General features: G+C 65.9%; 21 protein-coding genes. 14 read left to right on the top strand and 7 right to left on the bottom strand.

Features of this window, described 5'->3' with window-relative positions; genetic code table 11:
- Positions 1-246 precede the first annotated feature (246 nt).
- Entirely contained in the window at positions 247-687 is a 441-nt protein-coding gene (locus tag JNJ68_RS07005) for a hypothetical protein (RefSeq protein ID WP_294980662.1), read from the top strand.
- On the opposite strand, the gene JNJ68_RS07000 is transcribed toward JNJ68_RS07005, so the two are convergent.
- From JNJ68_RS07000 to JNJ68_RS06985, 4 genes are all read right to left on the bottom strand, one after another.
- A complete protein-coding gene (locus tag JNJ68_RS07000; RefSeq protein WP_294980660.1) occupies positions 684-1,508 on the bottom strand; it encodes a hypothetical protein in 825 nt (274 codons plus the stop codon). The two genes, JNJ68_RS07005 and JNJ68_RS07000, sit on opposite strands and share 4 nt — an antisense overlap.
- 131 nt (positions 1,509-1,639) lie before the next feature.
- Complete coding sequence (locus JNJ68_RS06995) at positions 1,640-2,413, bottom strand: hypothetical protein (protein ID WP_294980658.1); 774 nt, start codon at positions 2,411-2,413, stop codon at positions 1,640-1,642.
- 9 nt (positions 2,414-2,422) lie between these two features.
- A complete protein-coding gene (locus tag JNJ68_RS06990) occupies positions 2,423-3,133 on the bottom strand; it encodes a copper homeostasis protein CutC (protein ID WP_294980656.1) in 711 nt (236 codons plus the stop codon).
- Entirely contained in the window at positions 3,124-3,993 is an 870-nt protein-coding gene (locus JNJ68_RS06985; protein ID WP_294980653.1) for an ROK family protein, read from the bottom strand. Before JNJ68_RS06985 ends, JNJ68_RS06990 begins: the two co-directional genes overlap by 10 nt.
- Before the next feature lie 75 nt (positions 3,994-4,068).
- Between JNJ68_RS06985 and pyrF the strand changes: the two genes are divergently transcribed.
- The 7 genes from pyrF (at position 4,069) to JNJ68_RS06950 (ending at position 12,967) form a co-directional block, all read left to right on the top strand.
- A complete protein-coding gene (gene pyrF, locus JNJ68_RS06980) occupies positions 4,069-4,773 on the top strand; it encodes an orotidine-5'-phosphate decarboxylase (protein ID WP_294980650.1) in 705 nt (234 codons plus the stop codon).
- Between the two features lie 120 nt (positions 4,774-4,893).
- Positions 4,894-6,144 carry an imelysin family protein gene (locus tag JNJ68_RS06975; protein ID WP_294980648.1) on the top strand — a complete coding sequence of 417 codons (1,251 nt, stop codon included), beginning with the start codon at positions 4,894-4,896 and terminating at the stop codon, positions 6,142-6,144.
- A gap of 4 nt (positions 6,145-6,148) precedes the next feature.
- The gene (locus JNJ68_RS06970) at positions 6,149-6,397 is read left to right on the top strand and encodes a (2Fe-2S)-binding protein (RefSeq protein WP_294980645.1); all 249 of its coding nucleotides are present in this window, start codon (positions 6,149-6,151) and stop codon (positions 6,395-6,397) included.
- Between the two features lie 145 nt (positions 6,398-6,542).
- Positions 6,543-7,028, top strand: a complete 486-nt coding sequence (gene bfr / locus JNJ68_RS06965; RefSeq protein WP_294980641.1) for a bacterioferritin — start codon at positions 6,543-6,545, stop codon at positions 7,026-7,028.
- Between the two features lie 179 nt (positions 7,029-7,207).
- Positions 7,208-8,386, top strand: a complete 1,179-nt coding sequence (locus tag JNJ68_RS06960) for an aminotransferase class I/II-fold pyridoxal phosphate-dependent enzyme (RefSeq protein WP_294980638.1) — start codon at positions 7,208-7,210, stop codon at positions 8,384-8,386.
- Between the two features lie 7 nt (positions 8,387-8,393).
- Entirely contained in the window at positions 8,394-11,360 is a 2,967-nt protein-coding gene (locus tag JNJ68_RS06955) for a DNA translocase FtsK (protein WP_294980635.1), read from the top strand.
- Positions 11,361-11,584: 224 nt separating this feature from the next.
- A complete protein-coding gene (locus JNJ68_RS06950) occupies positions 11,585-12,967 on the top strand; it encodes a serine/threonine-protein kinase (protein ID WP_294980632.1) in 1,383 nt (460 codons plus the stop codon).
- A 12-nt stretch (positions 12,968-12,979) separates the two neighbouring features.
- Here the strand turns inward: JNJ68_RS06950 and JNJ68_RS06945 are convergent, their stop codons facing one another.
- Both JNJ68_RS06945 and JNJ68_RS06940 read right to left on the bottom strand, forming a co-directional pair.
- Entirely contained in the window at positions 12,980-13,804 is an 825-nt protein-coding gene (locus tag JNJ68_RS06945) for a hypothetical protein (protein ID WP_294980629.1), read from the bottom strand.
- A gap of 93 nt (positions 13,805-13,897) precedes the next feature.
- Positions 13,898-15,202, bottom strand: coding sequence for a D-amino acid dehydrogenase (locus JNJ68_RS06940; protein WP_294980626.1), 1,305 nt, complete (start codon positions 15,200-15,202; stop codon positions 13,898-13,900).
- Between the two features lie 259 nt (positions 15,203-15,461).
- Here JNJ68_RS06940 and JNJ68_RS06935 point away from each other — a divergent pair, with 259 nt between their 5' ends.
- Positions 15,462-16,061: an outer membrane lipoprotein carrier protein LolA gene (locus JNJ68_RS06935; RefSeq protein ID WP_294980623.1), complete on the top strand. Its 600-nt coding sequence runs from the start codon at positions 15,462-15,464 to the stop codon at positions 16,059-16,061.
- Positions 16,062-16,088: 27 nt separating this feature from the next.
- Here JNJ68_RS06935 and JNJ68_RS06930 read toward each other — a convergent pair whose 3' ends face one another.
- Positions 16,089-16,670 carry a lytic transglycosylase gene (locus tag JNJ68_RS06930; protein ID WP_294980621.1) on the bottom strand — a complete coding sequence of 194 codons (582 nt, stop codon included), beginning with the start codon at positions 16,668-16,670 and terminating at the stop codon, positions 16,089-16,091.
- 202 nt (positions 16,671-16,872) lie between these two features.
- Between JNJ68_RS06930 and hspQ the strand changes: the two genes are divergently transcribed.
- From hspQ to JNJ68_RS06905, 5 genes are all read left to right on the top strand, one after another.
- A complete protein-coding gene (gene hspQ / locus JNJ68_RS06925; RefSeq protein WP_137109145.1) occupies positions 16,873-17,199 on the top strand; it encodes a heat shock protein HspQ in 327 nt (108 codons plus the stop codon).
- Positions 17,200-17,261: 62 nt separating this feature from the next.
- Positions 17,262-17,603, top strand: a complete 342-nt coding sequence (locus tag JNJ68_RS06920) for an STAS domain-containing protein (protein ID WP_294980618.1) — start codon at positions 17,262-17,264, stop codon at positions 17,601-17,603.
- Positions 17,587-18,042 carry an ATP-binding protein gene (locus JNJ68_RS06915; RefSeq protein WP_294980616.1) on the top strand — a complete coding sequence of 152 codons (456 nt, stop codon included), beginning with the start codon at positions 17,587-17,589 and terminating at the stop codon, positions 18,040-18,042. Before JNJ68_RS06920 ends, JNJ68_RS06915 begins: the two co-directional genes overlap by 17 nt.
- A gap of 209 nt (positions 18,043-18,251) precedes the next feature.
- Positions 18,252-19,826 (top strand): gamma-glutamyltransferase family protein, encoded by a 1,575-nt coding sequence (locus tag JNJ68_RS06910; protein ID WP_294980613.1) that lies wholly within the window; start codon positions 18,252-18,254, stop codon positions 19,824-19,826.
- Positions 19,804-20,280 (top strand): GAF domain-containing protein, encoded by a 477-nt coding sequence (locus tag JNJ68_RS06905; RefSeq protein WP_294980610.1) that lies wholly within the window; start codon positions 19,804-19,806, stop codon positions 20,278-20,280. The genes JNJ68_RS06910 and JNJ68_RS06905 overlap by 23 nt, the downstream gene beginning before the upstream one ends.
- The last annotated feature ends 32 nt before the right edge of the window (positions 20,281-20,312 follow it).

Here is a 20,312-nt window from a genome sequence, read left to right as displayed (position 1 = left end):
AGCCCACCGCTCAAGGCCTTGACCCTCACTTGGGCGTGGCCCGCGGCCTTTGCAATCCCCGCTTGCGCAAAAACCACACTGCGCAAAAACCCGGCGCAGGTCCATGAAATCGGCCTTTCCTTGCCGATACCGCGCCACCCCATCGGCGGTATCGGGCTGGCCTTCATCCGACAGCGCAACCTTGCCTTGCATCCTGTCGCCACGCCTCCCCATCCTCGGTGCTTCCGAAGACGAAAGGCCCAAGGCATGAGCGACGCCAAACTTCCCCTGATCCACAAGGCCCCGGTCGAGGGCCTGGCGATCCACGTCGCCCGCACCGGCCTGTCCATCGGTGATCCCGCCTGGCTCGACCGGCTGTCTGATGGCCGTATCGGCGTCTTCGCCCGGCTGAAGAAGCCGATCCTGGGCCTGATCCCGCATCACACCGAAGGGCTGGTCGGCCATCTCGGCCCGGTGGCGGAGGAGATCATCGCCCCCTCGCTCGTCCATGGCGACGACCTGCGCGTGCGGATCATCGACCTGACGCCCGAGCATCTGGCCAACGGCTACCCGCCCGAGGTCTATATCTCGGTCTGGGGCGACCCGCGCCACCTGCAACCTGTCCTGGCCGCCGTCGATCTCCCGCCACCACCCGAGACGCCGAAACCGAAGGCACCGAAGGGCCTCAGCGGGCTTCGTCCGGCCTAGGGCTCATAGCGCACATAGGCAAAGGCGCTGCCATCCGGCGCCCAGCAGGGCACGTTGATCGTCCCCTGCCCCCCGGTGAACTCCCGTACCCGGCGCCGGTTACCGCCTTCGGGATCGCACAGCACCAGCGCCACCTCCAGGTCCGCCGGATGCCCCGTGGTTCCCGGCGGATAGGCCAGGTACAGCAGATGTCGCCCATTGGGCGAGGGATGCGGAAACCAGTTCACGAACCCGTCCTCGAACAACTGCCGCTGTCCCGCCCCGTCCGCCGCCATCACCCAGATCTGCGCATGCCCGCTGCGGTCGCAGTTGTAGAAGATGCGGCTGCCGTCAGGGCTGAAATCCGGCCCGTCGCAATGCCCCTCGCCGAAGGTCAGCCGCCCCTCCTCCGCCCCCGGCACCAGCGTATAGACGTCGATCACACGGGCGCCGCCCCGCGCCGCGACATAGGTCAGCACCTTTCCGTCCGGCGAAACCCCGTGCCACCAACTGGGGGCTTCCGGCGAAACCTTCACCGGCTCTCCCCCTGTCACCGGCATCACATAGATCTGCGACCCCTCCCCTTCATGATGCGAGGACAGGATGATCGTCTTGCCATCCGGGCTGATCCCGTGGTCGTTGTTGCATTTCACCGCCGCGCCCGTTTCCACCGGCTCCAGCGCGGGCTTCGCCATAGGCACCCGGAACAACCGTCCCTCGCCGTTCACCAGCAGCCAGTCGCCCGAGGGCGCCCAGTTCGGCGCCTCGATCCGCCCTTCCACCGCCAGCACCTCGCGCACCCGGCCCGAAGCGACCTCGTAAATCTCGATGATGCTGCGCATGGGCTAACCTCCCAAATTTAAATCAAATTGCGCTTGCTCTTTACCCAAATACTCGGGGTGCGTTCACGGTTGCGCCACCGGTTCGAGAAACCGTGGACGCAGGGGCAGCGCCCCGGTGTCGGGCACAGGCGCTACTCCCGGGCCTTCGCGACCAAGAGCTTCTTCGGCCGCAAGCCCTCTGCCGCCTTGAACAGCGAAAACGTCTGGTTGACATAGTTCACCACGCCCGAGACCTTCTCCAGATAGGCCTGCAGTTCCACCGTCCGCTCTGCTTCCACCACCTGCACGGCGCGCGAGGGGTCCATCCCCTCGAACTGCACATAGAACAGGGGCTCGCCGCGCTTCAGGATCAGGTCCTTCTGCGGCTCGTGCCATTCGAAGGCCCACATCAACGGCCGCGGCCAGATCGAGATCGGGAAGCGCCCGCCGAAGATCGTGCCGGGCAGGGGATCGGGCCGGTAATGCGCGAAGGCGGCAAGCTGGGTCAGGTAGACCATCTCGTCGGCGATGAAGTAGTAGGGCAGGTGCAGTTGCAGCGTGGGCCGGTCCGGGAAGCGCCACTCCACTTCGGAGACCAGCGTCAGCACCTCGTTCAGCTTCGAGGACCGGATCGGCGAGGCCGCCCCCGCCCGGTTCACCAGCACCGGTTTGCCCTTGTCGTCGCGCTGGAAACCGATGTGGAGGTCGAACGGGCATTTCACCAGGAAGTACCGGCTTTCCAGCTGGATCACCGCCGGGCAGCGGCTGGCCGACTTGGCATGCGCCTTGTTCGGCGGGCGGATCACCACCCGCTCCGGCGGGTCATACAGCACCGCGCCCTTGTCCTGCGCGAGGAACCAGCCCACGGTCAGCGGGCCGGAACCGGGGCCTTCCTCCGGGCGGTCGTAATCCAGCCTGATCTCCATCGCCCGCTCCTATTCCAACGCCCTGCGCAAGGCCCGCACCGCATCCGCCGAAGTCTGCCGCTGCACAGGCGGCGCGAAACCCATCTCCACCACCCGGCCCGAAGCCGGCCTTGATGCCGAACATGAGGCGTGAATCTCGCCGATGCCAAGCCCCTTCAGCATCGCCGCATTCCCCGGGTTCACCCCCGACCCCGGCATAACCGTGATCCGCCCGGCGGCCTGACGCACCAGCGCCCCGATCTGCCCCGCTCCGGCTTCCGCAGTCGTCTCGCCACCCGAGGTCAGGATACGCTGGAAGCCAAGGCCGACCGCCTCCTCCAGCGCTGCATCCATATCCGGCGTCAGGTCGATGCACCTATGCAGGACCAGTTCCAGCCCCTCCGACGCCGCCACCAGCCGCCGCAGCACCGGCTCGTCCAGCCGCCCGTCCGGCAGCGAGGCCCCCAGCGCGACTCCATGCAACCCCGCTGCCCGCACCGAGGCAATCTCCGCCTCCATCATCCCGACCTCCGCCTCGGACCAGACGAAATCCCCCGCGCGCGGCCGGATCATCGCCACCACCGGCACTCCGCACCCCGACGCCAGCGCGATCAGCCCGGCGGATGGTGTCAGCCCGCCCAGCGCCAGCGCCGCGCACAATTCGATCCGGTCGGCCCCGCCCGCCACGGCCTCGGCCAGCCCCCCGGCGCTGTCGACGCAGACCTCCAGCCTCACCCCCATGCCGCGACCCCCGCCATCGCCGCGCCTAAAAGCCCCGCATCTGCCCCGCATTCCGCCGGGACCAAGAGCGGCCCCTTCGTCCGCCGCAGCAGACGCACCCGCACCGCCTCGTCCAGGTAGCCGACCAGCCCCGGCGCGCGCGACAACCCGCCGCCCACAGGCACCAAATCGGCCCCCACAACGTTCACCACCATCGCCAATGGCCCCGCCACCAGCTCGCGCCACAGCGCCATTGTCTCGCCCGCCTCGGCCTCCCCGGCCATCCAGCCCGCGATGATCGCCTCCGATCCCAGCAACTCTGCCGTCCGCTTGCGGTGCAGCCGCTCCAGCCCGCGCGCGGAGCCCACAGTGTCCACGCAGCCCACCTGACCGCAGCCGCATTGAAAGGCGAACTCGCCCCGGATCACCGGCCCGTGGCCCCATTCCCCGGCATAGCCGCCCGCACCCGTCACAACCTGCCCGCCGATCACCAGCCCGCCGCCGACGCCCGAACCCAGGATCACCCCCAGCACCGAGTGATGCCCGCGCCCCGCGCCCTGCAGCGCCTCGGCCAGAGCGAAGCAGTCGGCATCGTTCAGCACCCGCACCGGCAGCCCCGTCGCGGCCTGCACCTCCGGCCCCAGCCGCAGCCCGTCGATCGCCGGGATGTTCGCGACCTTCCCCAGACCGCTGACGGGATCGACCACCCCGGCAATCGAAATCGCGATCCCTGCCTCGCGCCCCGTGACGAACCCCGCGACTGCCGCCGTGAAGGCCGCAGTGTCGCCCAGCGGGGTCGCCACCTCGCCCACCGGCTGCAAGGTTCCGTCCCAGACCGCCGCCTTGATCCGGCTGCCGCCGATGTCGAATGCCAGGATCATCCCGCCTCCCGTTTCGCGCCAGTCTTGACAGGCTGCCCCCGCCCCGTCAAACCGCGCCAAATCCCGGAGACGCCCATGCCCGCAGATGACCGCCTCATCGTCGCCCTCGACGTGCCGAATCTGGTGCAGGGCCTCGACCTCGTCACACGGATCGGCGAGGCGGCCAGCTTCTACAAGATCGGCCTCGGGATGCTGACCGGCGGCGGCTTGGCTCTGGCAAACCAACTGAAGCAGGAACAGGGCAAGCGCGTCTTCCTCGACCTCAAGCTCTTCGACATCGGCGCCACCGTCGAGGCCGCAGTCCGGGGCCTGTCGCAATATGACCTCGACTTCCTCACCGTCCATGGCGACCCGCAAGTCGTGACCGCCGCCGCCACTGGCAAGGGCGGCACCGGCCTCAAGATCCTTGCCGTGACGGTGCTCACCTCGCTCGACCGAGCCGACCTTGACGCGAACCTGATCAAACCCGGCGACATCCACCAGATCACGCTGGAACGCGCCGCCCGTGCCTTGCAGGCCGGGGCCGATGGCGTCATCGCCAGCCCGCAGGAAGCCGCGATGATCCGCGCGCTGCCCGAGGCGAAAGGCAAGCTGATCGTCACCCCCGGCGTCCGCCCGGCAGGCAGCGCCACCGGCGACCAGAAGCGCATCGCCACGCCTGGGCAGGCCATCGCCGACGGCGCCGACCACATCGTCGTCGGCCGCCCGATCTGGCAGGCGAAAGACCCCGCCGCCGCCGCCCGCGCGGTCATTGCGGAATTGCCGCGCCGGGTCGGCTGAAACCTGCGGCCAATCCGCGCGGATCGCCCGACCGTGATTCCCAATCAAAAGAATCGGGCTTTACAAATCCAAGGCTTTTAGTCAGACAATCGGGCAGATCCCGACTGAAAAGGTTTGCCCATGCGCCTCCTGTCTGTCCTCTGCCTCACCACCGCTCTTGCCGCCCCCGCGCTTGCCGCCACGCCGGAAGAGGTGACGCAGCACTATGCCGACATCGCGCTTGCCGGCTACCAGGACAGCCTGACGACCGCCCAAGCCCTGCAGACCGCAGTCGCCGCGCTGATCGCCACGCCCTCGGACGAAACCCTGCAAGCCGCCCGCGACGCCTGGAAGGCCGCTCGCGTGCCCTACCAGCAGACCGAGGCCTTCCGCTTCGGCAATCCCATCGTCGACGACTGGGAAGGAAGGGTAAACTCCTGGCCACTGGACGAAGGCCTGATCGACTATACCTCGGGCGACTACGGCAACGAGGAGAACGCCCTTGCCAACCTGAACGTCATCGCCACCCCGAAATTCACCCTCTCGGGCACCGAGGTCGACGCCACCGCCATCACCCCGGAGCTGATCTCCGGCACCCTGCACGAAGCCGACGGGATCGAGGCCAACGTCGCCTCGGGCTATCATGCCATCGAATTCCTGCTCTGGGGCCAGGACCTGAACGGCACCAACCCTGGCGCCGGGGCGCGTCCCTGGACCGATTTCGCCACCGGCGACGCCTGCACCGGCGGCAACTGCGACCGTCGCGCCGCCTATCTGCAAGCCGCGACCGACCTGCTGGTCTCTGACCTGACCGAGATGGTCGGCAACTGGGAGGCCGAAGGCCCCGCCCGCGCCGCCGTGACCGCCGACCCGCAAAAGGGCATCCTTGCCATGCTCACCGGGATGGGCAGCCTGTCCTACGGCGAACTCGGTGGCGAGCGGATGAAGCTCGGCCTCATGCTCAACGACCCCGAGGAAGAGCACGACTGCTTCTCTGACAACACCTACAACAGCCACTATTATGACGGTCTTGGCATCCGGAACGTCTATCTCGGCACCTATACCCGGACCGATGGCAGCACGCTGGCCGGACCGTCGCTGTCCGAACTCGTCGCCACCGCCGACCCGGCCGTGGACAGCCAGCTGAAATCGGAACTCGACGCCTCGGTCGCAGCGCTCCAGGCGCTCAAAGATGCGGGTGATGGCGGCAAGGCCTATGACACGCTGCTCGCCGCCGGCAATGCCGAGGGCGAGGCGCTGATCATGGGCGCCGTGAACGCACTGGTCACGCAGACCGCTTCGGTCGATCGGGCGGTGACGGCGCTCGGCCTGTCGAAGGTCGAATTCGAGGGCTCCGACAGCCTGGACAACCCGAACGCCGTTTTCCAGTGATGCCATGATCATCTGCCACTGCCAGTCCATCACCGATCACGACATCCGCGCGGCGGTGGACTGGATGCGCGCCTCGGACGCAGACACCGTGATCACCCCCGGCAAGATCTACCATGCACTCGGCAAGCGCGCCGATTGCGGGGGGTGCATGCCCTTGTTCCTGAACACCATGCGCGCGAACGAGAACTTCCAGGTGCCGCGCCGGGACGAGGTTCCGATGCTGCGCCGCCCAAGAATTATCGCCGCCGAATAGCCGAGGGTTTCTGTAAACTTTTGGAAATGTTGGGAAATCTCCGCCGCGCTCTGGACACCGGGGCGCGGCGGGCCTATTTTTCGGTCGACTCCAGCAAGGATATCCCAGCCAGGGTCAGCCCCGCACAGTGCGAAAGGAAGCGGCCATGAAGGGCGACGCGAAAGTCATCGAATATCTCAATGCGGCACTCCGGTCGGAACTGACCGCGGTCAGCCAGTACTGGCTGCACTATCGCTTGCAGGAGGACTGGGGCGTTGGCCACCTGGCGGACAAGTCGCGGGCCGAGTCGATCGAGGAGATGCATCACGCCGACCGGTTGATCGCCCGGATCATCTTCCTGGAGGGCCATCCGAACCTTCAGAAGCTGGACTCCTTGCGCATCGGCCAGACCGTGCGCGAAACCCTGGAGGCCGATCTTGCCGCCGAGCGGGACGCGCGCAAGTTGTACATCGAGGCGCGGCAGCATTCCGATTCCGTCGGCGACTATGTGTCCCGCGCGCTGTTCGATTCGCTCCTGGCGGACGAGGAAGGTCACATCGACTTTCTGGAGACTCAGCTTGGTCTCTTCGACACGCTCGGCGCAGAGCGCTATGCGCTTCTGAACGCCAAACCGGCGAGCAAGGCCGAATAGGACGGGTCGGCACCGGAATGGGACGCTCGGCGGGCGCCGGGCCTGCCGTGCCGCCTTAGCCGAAAAGCCACAGGGCGCGCCTCAAGCCTCTCTCCGGGAAGGGTTTTTCTGGACCTGACGCGCGCGACTGGCTATCGTCCGGGAAAACGGGGCGTTACGACCCCGGGCTTGAGGCAGTTATGGCGTTTCCAGAGCGGTTTTCGAACCTGCCGGATTATGCGTTTCCGCGCTTGCGGAAGCTTCTCGACGCGCACGCCCCCGGCGGCGATCCCATCGCCATGACCATCGGCGAGCCCCGCCATGCGATGCCCGATTTCGTCGGGCCGATCCTTCAGGCGAACCTGTCGGGCTTCGGGATCTACCCGCCGAATGACGGCACGCCGGAGCTTCTCGCTGCGATCTCGGGCTGGATCACGCGGCGTTACAGCTTGGCCATTCCGGAAGACTGCCTGATGGTGCTGAACGGTACCCGCGAGGGTCTCTTCAACGCCTGCATCGCGCTGTGTCCCGAGACGAAGAACGGAAAGCGCCCCGTCGTCCTGATGCCGAACCCGTTCTATCAGGTCTATGCCGTGGCCGCGCTGGCGGTGGGGGCCGAGCCGGTCTATGTGCCCGCCACCGCCGCGACCGGCTTCCTTCCCGATTATGGCAGCCTTCCGAAGGATGTGCTGGACAGGGTGGCGCTGGTCTACATCTGCTCGCCCGCCAACCCACAGGGCGCTGTGGCCTCGAAGGAGTATCTGGCGGACCTCCTGGCGCTGGCCGAGAAGCACGATTTCCGGGTGCTGGCCGACGAGTGCTATTCCGAGATCTGGCGCGAGACCGCTCCGCCCGGACTTCTGCAAATCGCGCATCAGCAAGGTGCCGACCCCGAGCGGGCGCTGGTGTTTCATTCCCTTTCCAAACGGTCGAACCTGCCGGGGCTGCGGTCGGGCTTCGTGGTGGCGGGGCCGGAGTCGATGCTGCGCATCCGGCAGTTGCGCGCCTTCGCGGGCGCCCCCCTGCCCCTGCCCCTGCAGCGGGTGGCCGAGGCCTGCTGGCGGGATGAGGCGCATGTCGATGCCTCGCGCGCGCTTTATCAGCAGAAGTTCCGCGATGCGGACGGCATCTTCGCGGGGTTGCAGGGCTATCAGGCGCCCGGCGGCGGGTTCTTCCTGTGGCTGCCGGTCGAGGATGGCGAAGAGGCGGCCTTGAAACTGTGGCGCGAGACGGGTGTGCGGGTCTTGCCCGGCGGCTATCTCTCGCGGGACGCCGGGGGGCAGAACCCCGGCAAGGGATATATCCGCGTGGCCCTCGTGGCCCCGCAAGAAGAAACGCAGCGCGGGCTGACCTTGCTCCGCGACTGTCTTTATCGGTGAGGGACGAATGGCTTCGTATCAGGCACGGCAGCGCGATCCGCTTCTGGACCAGGGCACGCAGGCAATGCTGGAACGCCGGGGGCGCGAGCTTCTGGGGCTGGCGCTGGTGCTGGTAGCGCTTTGCTTCACGCTGATGCTGTGGAGCTATTCACCCGAGGATCCGGGCTGGATGGTCGCGACCGAGGAACCGGCGCAGAACATCTTCGGGCGGTTCGGCGCGGCCTTGGCCTCGACGCTGATCATCCTGATCGGCAAGGGGGCCTGGACGATCCCGTTGATCTTCGGCGCCTGGGGCGTGCGCTTCATGGTCCATCGGGGCGGCGAGCGCGCGGTGGGCCGGGTGGTCTTTGCCGTGATCGCGGTGGCCTTCGCGGCAGTGCATTGCGCGACGCTGGTGCCGGGCGATGCCTGGACCCATACCTTCGGGCTGGGCGGGCTGTTCGGCGATACGGTGACGGGGTCACTGCTGGGCGTGATCCCCGGCAGCGCTGGTTTCGGCCTCAAACTCCTGTCGCTGATGACCTTCGCGGGCCTGATCGCCGTGATGCTCTTCGTGACCGGCTTCGATATCGAGGAGTTGAAAACGATCCGGCGCTTCCTGCTGCTGGGTTCGATCATGGGTTATTCCGCCCTGCGTCAGGGCATGGGCTATGGCGCGCGGGGCGCTTTGAGCGGGGCGGCAGCCTTGCAGGACCGGGCACGGGCACGGTCGCAGAACATGGCGGCGGCGCGAGCCTATGAGCCACCCGTTGCAATGGGGCGCGATGCGCCACTCTCGCGACGGGTGATGCCGCCGGTGACAGGCGATCTGGCCCCCGAACCGCTGCGGACGACGCAAGCGCGGGCCACGCCGTCCTCGCTGCGGTCGGAACTGCGCTATCCGGCTCCGGAGCCGGAGATGGCCCCCGCCCCTGTGAAGGAGAAGCTGGGCCTGCTGGAGCGCCTGCGCCGCAAGGCGCAGCCGGAACCCGATCCGGAGCTGATCGAGCTGGAACCGACCTGGGACATGTCGATGCCGCAGGACGCCCGGATAAAGGCGCGGATTTCCGATGTCATCCGCTCGCGTGTGCAGCGGTCGCCGGATTTCCCGACGGCTCCGCCGCCCTTGCCCACTGCTGCGCGGGTGGAACCGCCGGTGATGCGACCCAAGGGGCCGGTGGTGCTGATGGCCGACACGCGGCCGCTGCCCCGCATGGCGTCGCCTGCCGCCGAACCGGCCTGGGAGCCGGAGGTTGACGAGGACGAAGATCAGGTTTCCTTCACGCAGGATGCGGCCTGGGAGGATCAGGATGACCTGGCGGATTACCCGCTGGACGAGTTGGAGGATGAGCTGCCTCCGGCCCGGTCACTGGGCTTTGCCTCCGACCGCAAGGCGGTGGTGCAGCACGCGGTGAAGAAGCCCGCTCCATCGCGGCAGGCGATGGCGGAAAGCCAGCCGACCCTGCGCTTCGAGGAACAGGCGCAGGTCTATGAACTGCCGCCGCTGTCGTTGTTGTCGGCGCCGGTCAAGGTGCAGGGCCACCAGTTGTCGGACGAGGCGCTGGAAGAGAACGCGCGGATGCTGGAAAGCGTGCTGGACGACTATGGCGTGAAGGGCGAGATCACCGCCGTCCGCCCCGGCCCGGTCGTCACCATGTACGAGTTGGAACCCGCGCCGGGCCTGAAGGCCAGCCGGGTGATCGGGCTGGCCGATGACATAGCACGCAGCATGTCGGCACTGTCGGCGCGCGTCTCCACCGTTCCGGGACGGTCGGTGATCGGCATCGAACTGCCGAACGCCCACCGCGAGAAGGTGGTTTTGCGCGAAATCCTTGCCGCCCGCGACTTCGGCGACAGCCACCTGCGGCTGCCCCTGGCCTTGGGCAAGGACATCGGCGGCGAGCCGGTGGTGGCGAACCTGGCGAAGATGCCGCACCTGCTGATCGCGGGGACCACGGGGTCGGGCAAATCCGTGGCGATCAACACGATGATCCTGAGCCTTCTCTACAAGCTGACGCCCGAAGAATGCCGGTTGATCATGATCGACCCGAAGATGCTGGAACTGTCGGTCTACGACGGTATCCCGCATCTTCTGTCGCCTGTCGTCACCGACCCGAAGAAGGCGGTCGTGGCGCTGAAATGGGTCGTCGGCGAGATGGAGGAACGCTACCGCAAGATGTCCAAGATGGGCGTCCGCAACATCGAGGGCTACAACGGCCGCGTCCGTGAGGCGCTGTCGAAGAACGAGATGTTCAAGCGGACGATCCAGACCGGGTTCGACGAGGAAACCGGCGATCCGGTTTTCGAGACCGAGGAATTCGCGCCGCAGCCCTTCCCCTATATCGTCGTCATCGTCGACGAGATGGCCGACCTGATGATGGTCGCGGGGAAAGAGATCGAAGCCTGCATCCAGCGTCTGGCGCAGATGGCGCGGGCGTCGGGCATCCACCTGATCATGGCGACGCAGCGGCCTTCGGTCGACGTGATCACCGGCACGATCAAGGCGAACTTCCCGACGCGGATTTCCTTCCAGGTGACGTCGAAGATCGACAGCCGGACCATCCTTGGTGAACAGGGGGCCGAGCAGCTGCTGGGCGCCGGGGACATGCTCTACATGGGCAACGGGGCGAAAATCACTCGTATCCATGGGCCGTTCGTTTCGGACGAGGAAGTGGAAGAGATCGTCAACCACCTGAAGAGCTTCGGCCCGCCGGTCTATATGTCGGGCGTCGTGGAAGGGCCGGAGGACGAGGTCGCGGGCGATATCGACATGGTGCTGGGCTTGGGCTCGGGCGAGGCGTCGGACGATGCGCTCTACGATCAGGCGGTAGCGATCGTGGCGCGGGACCGGAAGTGCTCCACCTCCTACATCCAGCGCAAGCTCGGGATCGGCTACAACAAGGCCGCGCGGCTGGTGGAGCAGATGGAAGACGAAGGCGTCGTCACCCGCGCGAACCATGTCGGCAAGCGGGAAATCCTGGTCGAGGAACGCTAAGCCCTTACAGGGATCTTGCGAGGAAATCGACGCAAGGCCCCCGCCGGGGATAACTGGTGGGGGCCTTAAGCATTTGGGCAAATTGAACACAAACCTGCCTCAATCCCGCCCAATTCCAAACACAACCTGAAGTTGTATTTCGTGTCTGGTTTTCGCCACAGAATCGACATGGTGCTGATGCGGAGGCCGACGGTTCGTCTGAATAAGGGGGCTTCTGGACCATCATGGCATTCGATACGTCCGAACCGCTGACGGCCGATACCTTTGGAGACGAACTTCTTCCCGGAACCTCGCTGTTTCACGGTCAGTATCGCATCTCGCGCTTCATCAACTCCGGCGGGTTCGGGATCACCTATCTCGCCAAGGACAGTCTCGACCGTGAGGTCGTGATCAAGGAATGCTTCTCCTCGACCTTCTGCCGCCGGACCGAAACCCGGGTCCGCGCCCGGTCGCAGGGCACACGCGAGCATATGTCGAAGATCGTGAAAAGCTTCCTGAACGAAGCGCGGAGCCTGGCTTCACTGCGGCACCCGAACATTGTCGGTGTGCATCAGGTCTTCGAGGACAACGACACCGCCTATATGGCGTTGGACTATATCCGCGGTAGCGATCTGCTGGAGATCATCGAGGCGAGGAAGGCCGATCTGTCGCCCGACCAGATCGTCGGCATTGCAACCAGGCTGCTGTCGGCCATCGGCTACATCCATGACAACGGCCTTCTGCACTGCGACATCTCGCCCGACAACATCTTCATCAACCAGGACGGCGAACCGATCCTGATCGACTTCGGGGCCGCCCGCCGCAGCGCGACCGGAGAGTCGCAGAAATATTCCGGCCTGAGCGTGGTGAAGGACGGCTATTCGCCGCATGAGCTTTACACACCGGGCGGCAACAGCGGGCCCTGGAGCGACATCTACTCGCTCGCGGCCTCGCTTTACCATGCGATTGTCGGGGTCGCCCCCGAAAACTGCCAGCGCCGCCTTGCCGACCTGGCGGAGAAACGCCCCGACCCGCTGAAGCCGCTGACCGGATCGGTCGCGGGCTATCCGCGCGGTTTTCTGGAAAGCATCGACAAGGCGATGGCCGTCATACCGACCGCGCGGTTCAAGTCCGCGGAGGACTGGCTTCGTGCCCTGCCGCAGCCCGGTCCGCAGAACGAGCGCAAGGTCGTGCTCCTGCGCCGGGTGGCACCGCAAACCGCCGCCGCACCGGTGCCGATGGTGCGGCCACGCCGTCCGGTCTCGCGGGCCGCGGCACCCGACCTTTCTGCGCTGCGCCGGATCGGTGGTTTCGCAGGCGGGTGGCTGGTCGACAGCGAGACGGGATCGGTGATGGCCAGCGAGACGGCCCGCAACGACGGCGATCACGACGCGACCATGACGACGGCGATCGCCATGGCGAAGGCAAACCTGAAGGCCCTGTGCACCGGCCACCGGGAAGAGCGTATCGACGACATACTGATCTCGCTCGGTCAGCGCATGCATCTGATCCGTCCGCTGGACGGCTCGCCCCGGCTGTGTCTCTGCATCGCACTCGACAGCGAAGACGCAAACCCGCTTCTGGCCCGCATGCAGCTGCGCCGGATCGCCCAAAGCCTGCGTCCTTGACGCCGTAGCCCGTCAGAACTCCAGGTCGCCCCGGCGCGAGTTGTTGGCTGCGGTGTCAAGCAACTGGGCCAGGATCACACTGCCCACCATCGAGAACAGTCCCAGCTCGACCCAGGAAATCCGCAGCGACTGGCCGACGAAGACGACCAGCGGATGCGCGAGGTAGATCAGCACCGACATCCGCGCGCATCTTTCGGACAGGGCGCTTGCGGGAATCCGCCAGGTCAGGCAGGCCAATGCCAGTCCGGTTCCGATCAGGATGGTGACGTTGTCGGGTTCCGGTCGACCGAAGTGCAGGATCAGCCAGCTGCCGAGCAGCGCGACCACCGCCAGCCGCCATCCCCACGCGAAATAGGCGATCCCGACAAGCACCGGTATGACGCCGAAACTCCATTGCTCGAAGGGCATCCCGTCCGGCGTTCCCTTCACCACGATCAACAAGGCCGCTGTCCATGCCGCGCCGAGCGAGGCGATCGGGTGCTGGAGCCAGGGCGCGATGCTGGAAGCCAGAAAGGCGAAGGGCAGAATCCACAGATGGCCCCAGGTGCCCATCAGGACCATATCCCAGGACCACCAGTCGAATGGTGGCCTGTTGCCCTTGAGGACCAGGGCCATGTGCAAGACGCCGAAGACGACCGACCAGATCAGGAACGGCAAGAGCAGCCGCCTTGCCCGCCCCGCAACACCGGTATGGGAAGGCGCCATCAGCATGACAAGAAGGAACGGCAAGGCGATGTAGGCGATCCTCTGGCCCGGAGCCTCAAGGCCGAACCAGACAATGCCGAGCGCTGCTGCAAAGCGACCGTAGTCGGCCAGTCCGTTCCGTTCCTCTGCCACGACGGCATCCCCAGCAACCCCCGATGCTCAGTCTGCCCCCAGATTGGCTGGTAATCCAGTGGATATTGCCGAGCTGCTTCGGTCCGCCGGTGGTCAGGCCGGAACGGCCACACCAGCAGCCGGCGCCCGGCCCTTGCGCGCTTCCCGCAGATAGCGGGCATAACCGAGATCCTCGCTCTCGATCGCGGCGCGGCGGCCCGAAAGAATGTCGGCCAGCACCCGTCCCGAGCCTGCCGCCATCGTCCAGCCCAGCGTGCCGTGGCCGGTGTTCAGGAACAGGTTCGACAGCGGCGAACGGCCAACGATCGGCGTACCGTCGGGCGTCATCGGGCGCAGACCGCACCAGAAGCTCGCCCGCGACTGGTCGCCCGCGCCGCCGAACAGATCCTCGACCGAATGGGTCAGCGTGGCCTGGCGCTTCGGGTTCAGGCTGAAGTCGAAGCCCGCGATCTCCGCCATGCCGCCAACGCGGATGCGGTCGCCGAGGCGCGTGATGGCGATCTTGTGGGTCTCGTCCATCACGGTCGACACCGGGGCGCGGGCCTCGTCGACGATCGGCGCCGTGATCGAGTAGCCCTTGACCGGGTAGACCGGCAGCCTGATCCCGAATTCACGGACCAGCATCGGCGAATAGGAGCCGAGCGCGACCACGAAGGCATCGGCGGTCACCCGGCCCTCAGAGGTGCGGACGGCGGTGATCCGGCCGATCTCGGCCTCCAGCCGCTCGATCGAGACACCGAGGCGGAAGGTCACACCCAGCTCTTCGGCCTTTCGGGCAAGGCCCTGGGTGAACTTGAAGCAATCGCCGGTCTCATCGCCCGGCAGGCGCAGGCCGCCGGCGATCTTGTGCCGGGCCGAGGCAAGGCCGGGCTCGGCGGCGACGCAGGCATCGGCGTCCAGCACTTCGAACGCAACGCCATCGGCCTTCAGCACTGCGATGTCCTTTTCCGCTGCGGCGACCTGTTTTTCGGTCCGGAACAGTTGCAGCGTGCCCTGCGTGCGCTCGTCATAGGAAATCCCGGTCTCGGCGCGCAGTTCCATCAGGCAATCGCGGGAATATTCCGCCAGCCGGACCATGCGCGACTTGTTCACCGCATAGGCCGACGCCGTGCAGTTCATCAGCATCCGCGCCATCCACGAGAGCTTCGCCCAGTCGGGGCGCGGCTGGATGATCAGCGGCGCATGCTCCATGAACATCCATTTCAGCGCCTTCAACGGAATGCCGGGGGCCGCCCAGGGCGAGGCATAGCCGGGGCTGATCTCGCCCGCATTGGCGAACGAGGTCTCCAGCGCAGCAGCGGGCTGGCGGTCGATCACCGTCACCTCATGCCCGGCCTTGGCCAGGTACCAGGCCGACGTCACCCCGATCACACCCGCGCCCAGCACAACGACCTTCATCCCGCCACTCCCGATGCAATGATTTCCTGCACCGGGAAGATAGCTACGCCGATCCGGGATTTCTTCGTAAAGATCGGAGCGATTTGCGCAAATATTAGGAGAAAGTACGACATAATCGGAAAAATATAGAATATTTCATCGTATCCCCGCCAGACAGCGAAGAAATTCGCCTCACGCGGCGATCACGCCATCGGCAGGTCCCTGCAACAGAGCTGGCGCCGGGGGTGCAACCGGGCCGGGGCGCCGCTATATAAGGCGCATGAACCGTCGCCTTGCCCTTCTGGCCCCGCTCGCCTTCCTGTTGCCGTTTCCCGCCGCAGCCGAAAAGCTGCCGCTCAAGGAAATCTCGGCCTATCTGAACAGCCTGACGACCGTAGAGGCGGATTTCACCCAAGTGAACGCCGATGGCACCATCTCGACCGGCAAGATCTACATCAAGCGGCCCGGGCGGGTACGGTTCGAATATGGCCCGCCCGACCGCAGCCTGGTGATCGCAGGGAGCAACACCGTGGCGATCTTCGATTCCAAGTCCAACCAGCCGCCCGAGCAGTACCCGCTGAAGCGCACACCGCTGAACCTGATCCTGGCCGCAAACGTCGACCTCGGCCGGGCGAAGATGGTGGTCGGTCACAGCGAGGACGGGACCTCGACGCGCGTCCGCGCGCAGGATCCCGAGCATCCGGAATATGGCTCGATCGAGCTGGTCTTCACCGCCAATCCGGTGGAGCTGCGACAGTGGATCATCACTGATGATCTGGGTTCGCAGACGACTGTGATCCTGGGCGAGATGAAGAAGGGCGGCCAGATGGGCACCCGGCTCTTCGACATCAGCGCCGAGATCGAGACGCGGAAGAACTGACGCAGGGCAGCACCCTGCCCGTTGCCCTCACCGGCAATAGGCAAGCTGCTCGCGATACATCTCGGACCGCGCACCGACCGCCGCCGCCACTTCCACCAGCCAGGGTTTGTTCAGGTAGGACTGAGCGGCATAGCCGGTGCGGCCCTCGTGATAGGCGAGATACTGCGCCTCGGCATCGCCCTTCGAAAGGCCCAGCTTGCGCGCGGATTCGTCCATGTACCAGCCCATGAAATCAGTCGCGTCGCCGATGTCGTCACGCTTGGCCCGGCGACTTCCGGCGCTGTGCTGGTATTCCTCCCAGGTGGCGTTCAGGGCCTGGCTGTAGCCATAGGCGGTGCTCTGCCGCCCCATCGGGATCACGCCAAGAGCGAAGGTATGCGGCGTGCGTGCGTTGCCGATGAACTTCGATTCCTGGTAGATAGTCGCCATCTGGACATGCACCGGAATGCCCCAGCGCCGTTCGGTCGCCAGCATCGCCCGCCGGTACTGCGGCCGCTCGCGCAGGATCGCGCAAGCATCGTCCAACTGCCTCGGCGCCGAGTAGTTGCCGCCGCCCCCGCAGGAGGCAAGGCATAGGACCACCAACGACGCACGGAGAAACCTGCTCATCTGCCCCTCGTGCACTTTTCTTTTGACGCAAGTTTAGCTTATTCGCTGCGTGGATGAAATGGGGAACGCCTGACCTGCCCATCAGAAACCCGCGAGCGACCGGACTGTAGGGGCTGTGCCCACAGACTGTTTCCCCCGCGGCAGCGTGGCGAAGTGGACAGATTCGTTGCGAAAGCGTAAAGAAAATGCAGGGGATTGTGTGATGCAGACGACGCACGCCAAGTATCATATCGGGCAGGTGCTCCGTCATCGGAAGCATCCGTTCCGGGGCGTGGTGTTCGACGTCGATGCGATGTTTTCCAACACCGAGGAATGGTACGACAACATTCCCGAAGACAGCCGCCCCTCGAAGGACCAGCCTTTCTACCACCTGCTCGCCGAGAACGGCCAAAGCTACTATGTGGCCTATGTCTCGGAACAGAATCTGGTTCCCGATGAAACCGGCGAGCCTGTCGATCATCCCGACCTGGGCGACCTGTTCGGTGACTTCGAGGATGGCCGCTATCCGGTGACGTTCCAGCTCAACTGACACTTACCAGTTGTTCACCCTTTGCCCCTAGCCTGCGGGAAACGCAAGCAAAGGGGTGCGACATGCAACTGCAAACTCAGACCAGGCCCAAGGTGATCTCGGTTTCTGTGCTGGAAGACCGGATCGATGCGGCCACGGCGATCCAGTTCAAGGAAAAGATGCGCGATGCCACGAAGGACAGCCCCGCCCGGGTGGTGCTCGACCTGGCCCGAGTGCAATTCCTCGATTCATCCGGACTGGGCGCGATCGTGGCAGTGAAGAAGCTTCTCGGCCCAGACCGGATGCTGGAGCTTTCCGGCCTGACGCCCACAGTCGAAAAGGTCTTTCGCCTGACCCGGATGGACAGCATCTTCACGATCCATCCCTCGCTCGAGGTGGCCGTATCGCATGCCGCAACCGCCTGACCTGGAAGGGCAGACAACGGATCTGCACATTGCATTTCCAGCCAACCCTGCAGTGATCCGGGACACCTTGCTCCGCATCCTGGCGGTTCCGCCGCTGTCCGGTCTGTCCGCCGAAGCGCGTGGCAACGCCGAGCTGGTTCTCGCCGAAGTGCTGAACAATGTGGCAGAACATGCGTATCCCGAACGGGCAGGCCCGGTCTCGATCTTGCTGCGCCGGGTTGATGATGGCGTCTGCTGCCAGATCGTCGACCGGGGCTTGGCAATGCCAGGGAACCGCCTGCCTGAAGGGGAATTGCCCGACCGTCTGAATCTTGCGCTCGACGATCTGCCGGAAGGCGGGTTCGGTTGGCATCTGATCCGCAGCCTGACCTGCGATCTGATCTACGTCCGCAGCCATGAGGAGAACAGGCTCAGCTTCCGTCTTCCGGACGATGGGTAGTGCCGAAAGTTCTTGGAAGTCGCCGCAGTTTCGCCATCGGGTCGACGAGCATGCGCCGCCCGGGCAAGGCAAGGCTGTAGGTGCGGCGACTGCGCTGCTCCCTGACGTTCGGACCTCAACGCTCCTCTCTCCGGATGTCAGGGACCCTTCCCCCTTGGCTTCCCGCCAGTCACGGCCTAGCTTCGACGCGCATGTCTCTGGGGGCAACAATGCGCGATCTTCACTTTCCCGGCCGGTCGGCTGTCTATGCACGGAACGGCATCTGCGCCACCTCGCATCCGCTGGCCGCACAGGTGGCCGTTGCCATGCTGAAATCCGGCGGCAACGCGGTGGACGCCGCCATTGCCGGTGCACTGGTCCTGGGCATTGCCGAGCCGCAGATGACCGGGATCGGCGGTGACTGCTTCGTGCTGGTCAAGCCCGCCGGATCCGAAGACGTGATCGCGCTGAATGGCTCCGGTCGCGCGCCGATGGGACTGAACGCTGCCGACCTTCGCGCGAGCGGGCTGAGCGCGATCCCGATCCAGGGGATCGAGGCGGTCACCCTGCCCGGCGCCGTGGACGCTTTCTGCCGCCTGAACACCGACTACGGGATGAAATCGATGGCCGAGGTCCTTGCCCCCGCCATCCACTATGCCGAGGAAGGTGTCCCCGTAGCGCCCCGCGTCGCCTTCGACTGGGTGGATGACCTGCCATGCCTGAAAGGGGCCGCGCGGGACTTCTACAGTTTCGGCGGCAAGGCTCCTGCCGTCGGGCAGGTGTTTCGCGCCCCCGGTCAGGCCGAGGTCCTGCGCCGCGTCTCGAAGGAAGGCCGCGCCGGATTCTATGAAGGCGAGGTGGCCGAGGACATGATCGCCTCGCTCCGCGCCCTCGGCGGCACCCATACACTCGATGACCTCTCCGCCAGCGCCTGCAACTATACCACCCCGGTCTCCGGCCCCTACAAGGGGGTCGAACTGGTCGAGCACCCGCCGAACGGCCAGGGCGCGACAGCGATCCTGATGCTCAACATCCTCAGGCATTTCGACCTCGGCGCGGTGGACCCGTTCGGCAGTCAGCGCGCCCATATCGAGGCCGAGGCGACGAAGCTCGCCTACGACGCCCGCAACCGTTTCATCGCCGACCCCGACCTCACGACGCGGCTGGCGCACATGCTGTCGCCCGAGACCGCCGCGAAGCTTGCCGCCCTGATCGACCCGAAACGCGCCATGCCCGCCGCCGCCCCCCTGACCGAGGCCGTACATCGGGACACGATCTACATCACTGTCGTTGACCGTGACCGGATGGCGGTCTCGCTGATCTACTCGGTATTTTGGGGCTTCGGCTCGGGCCTCGCCTCCTCGAAATTCGGCATCAACTTCCAGAACCGCGGCGCGGGCTTCACCCTCGCCGAGGGGCACCCGAACGAAGCGGGGGGCGGCAAGCGCCCGATGCACACGATCATCCCCGGCATGATCCGCCAGAACGGCAAGGTCCTGATGCCCTTCGGAGTGATGGGCGGGGCTTACCAACCCTGCGGCCATGCCCGCTTCGTCACCAACCTCACCGACTACGGCATGGACCTGCAAGAGGCCATCGACGCCCCCCGCTCCTTCTCCGGCCCCGAGGGGATGGAGGTCGAGCGCGGCTATTCCGACCAGGTCCGCGCCGAGCTTGCCGCCATGGGCCACCCGGTCGTGGTCCCTGCAGCACCCCTCGGCGGCGCCCAGGCGATCCGCATCGACGGCGAGGTGCTGGTCGGCGCCTCGGACCCCAGAAAGGATGGCTGCGCCCTTGGCTACTGATATCGACCGCCCCGCGATCACCGCTTCGATCCGCGCCCTTACCCATGGCGAGACGGATACCGTCGCGCTGATGGCCACCGTAGCCTGCGAAATCCACCATGCGCATCCGCTTGCCGACTGGACCGGCTTCTACCGCGTCACCGCGCCGGAGCTTCTGAAGATCGGCCCCTATCAGGGCGGCCACGGCTGCCTGGTGATCCCCTTCTCCCGAGGCGTCTGCGGCGCCGCCGCCCGCACGGGACAGGTCCAGAACGTCCCCGATGTCGAGGCCTTCCCCGGCCATATCGCCTGTTCCTCCTCGACAAAGTCTGAACTGGTCCTCCCGGTCCGGAACGGCCAAGGCAAGCTTCTGGGCGTCCTCGACCTCGACAGCAACACCGCCGCTGCCTTCACGAAAGAAGATGAGGACTGGCTTGCCCCCCTCCTCGCCGAGGTCTTTCGTGATGCGACCTGAACCATTCGACTAGATTGCGCTTCCTCTTGGCC

The organism is Tabrizicola sp., from assembly GCF_016793705.1.
Lineage (GTDB): Bacteria > Pseudomonadota > Alphaproteobacteria > Rhodobacterales > Rhodobacteraceae > Tabrizicola.
This window is presented reverse-complemented; position numbering and strand designations above follow the sequence as displayed.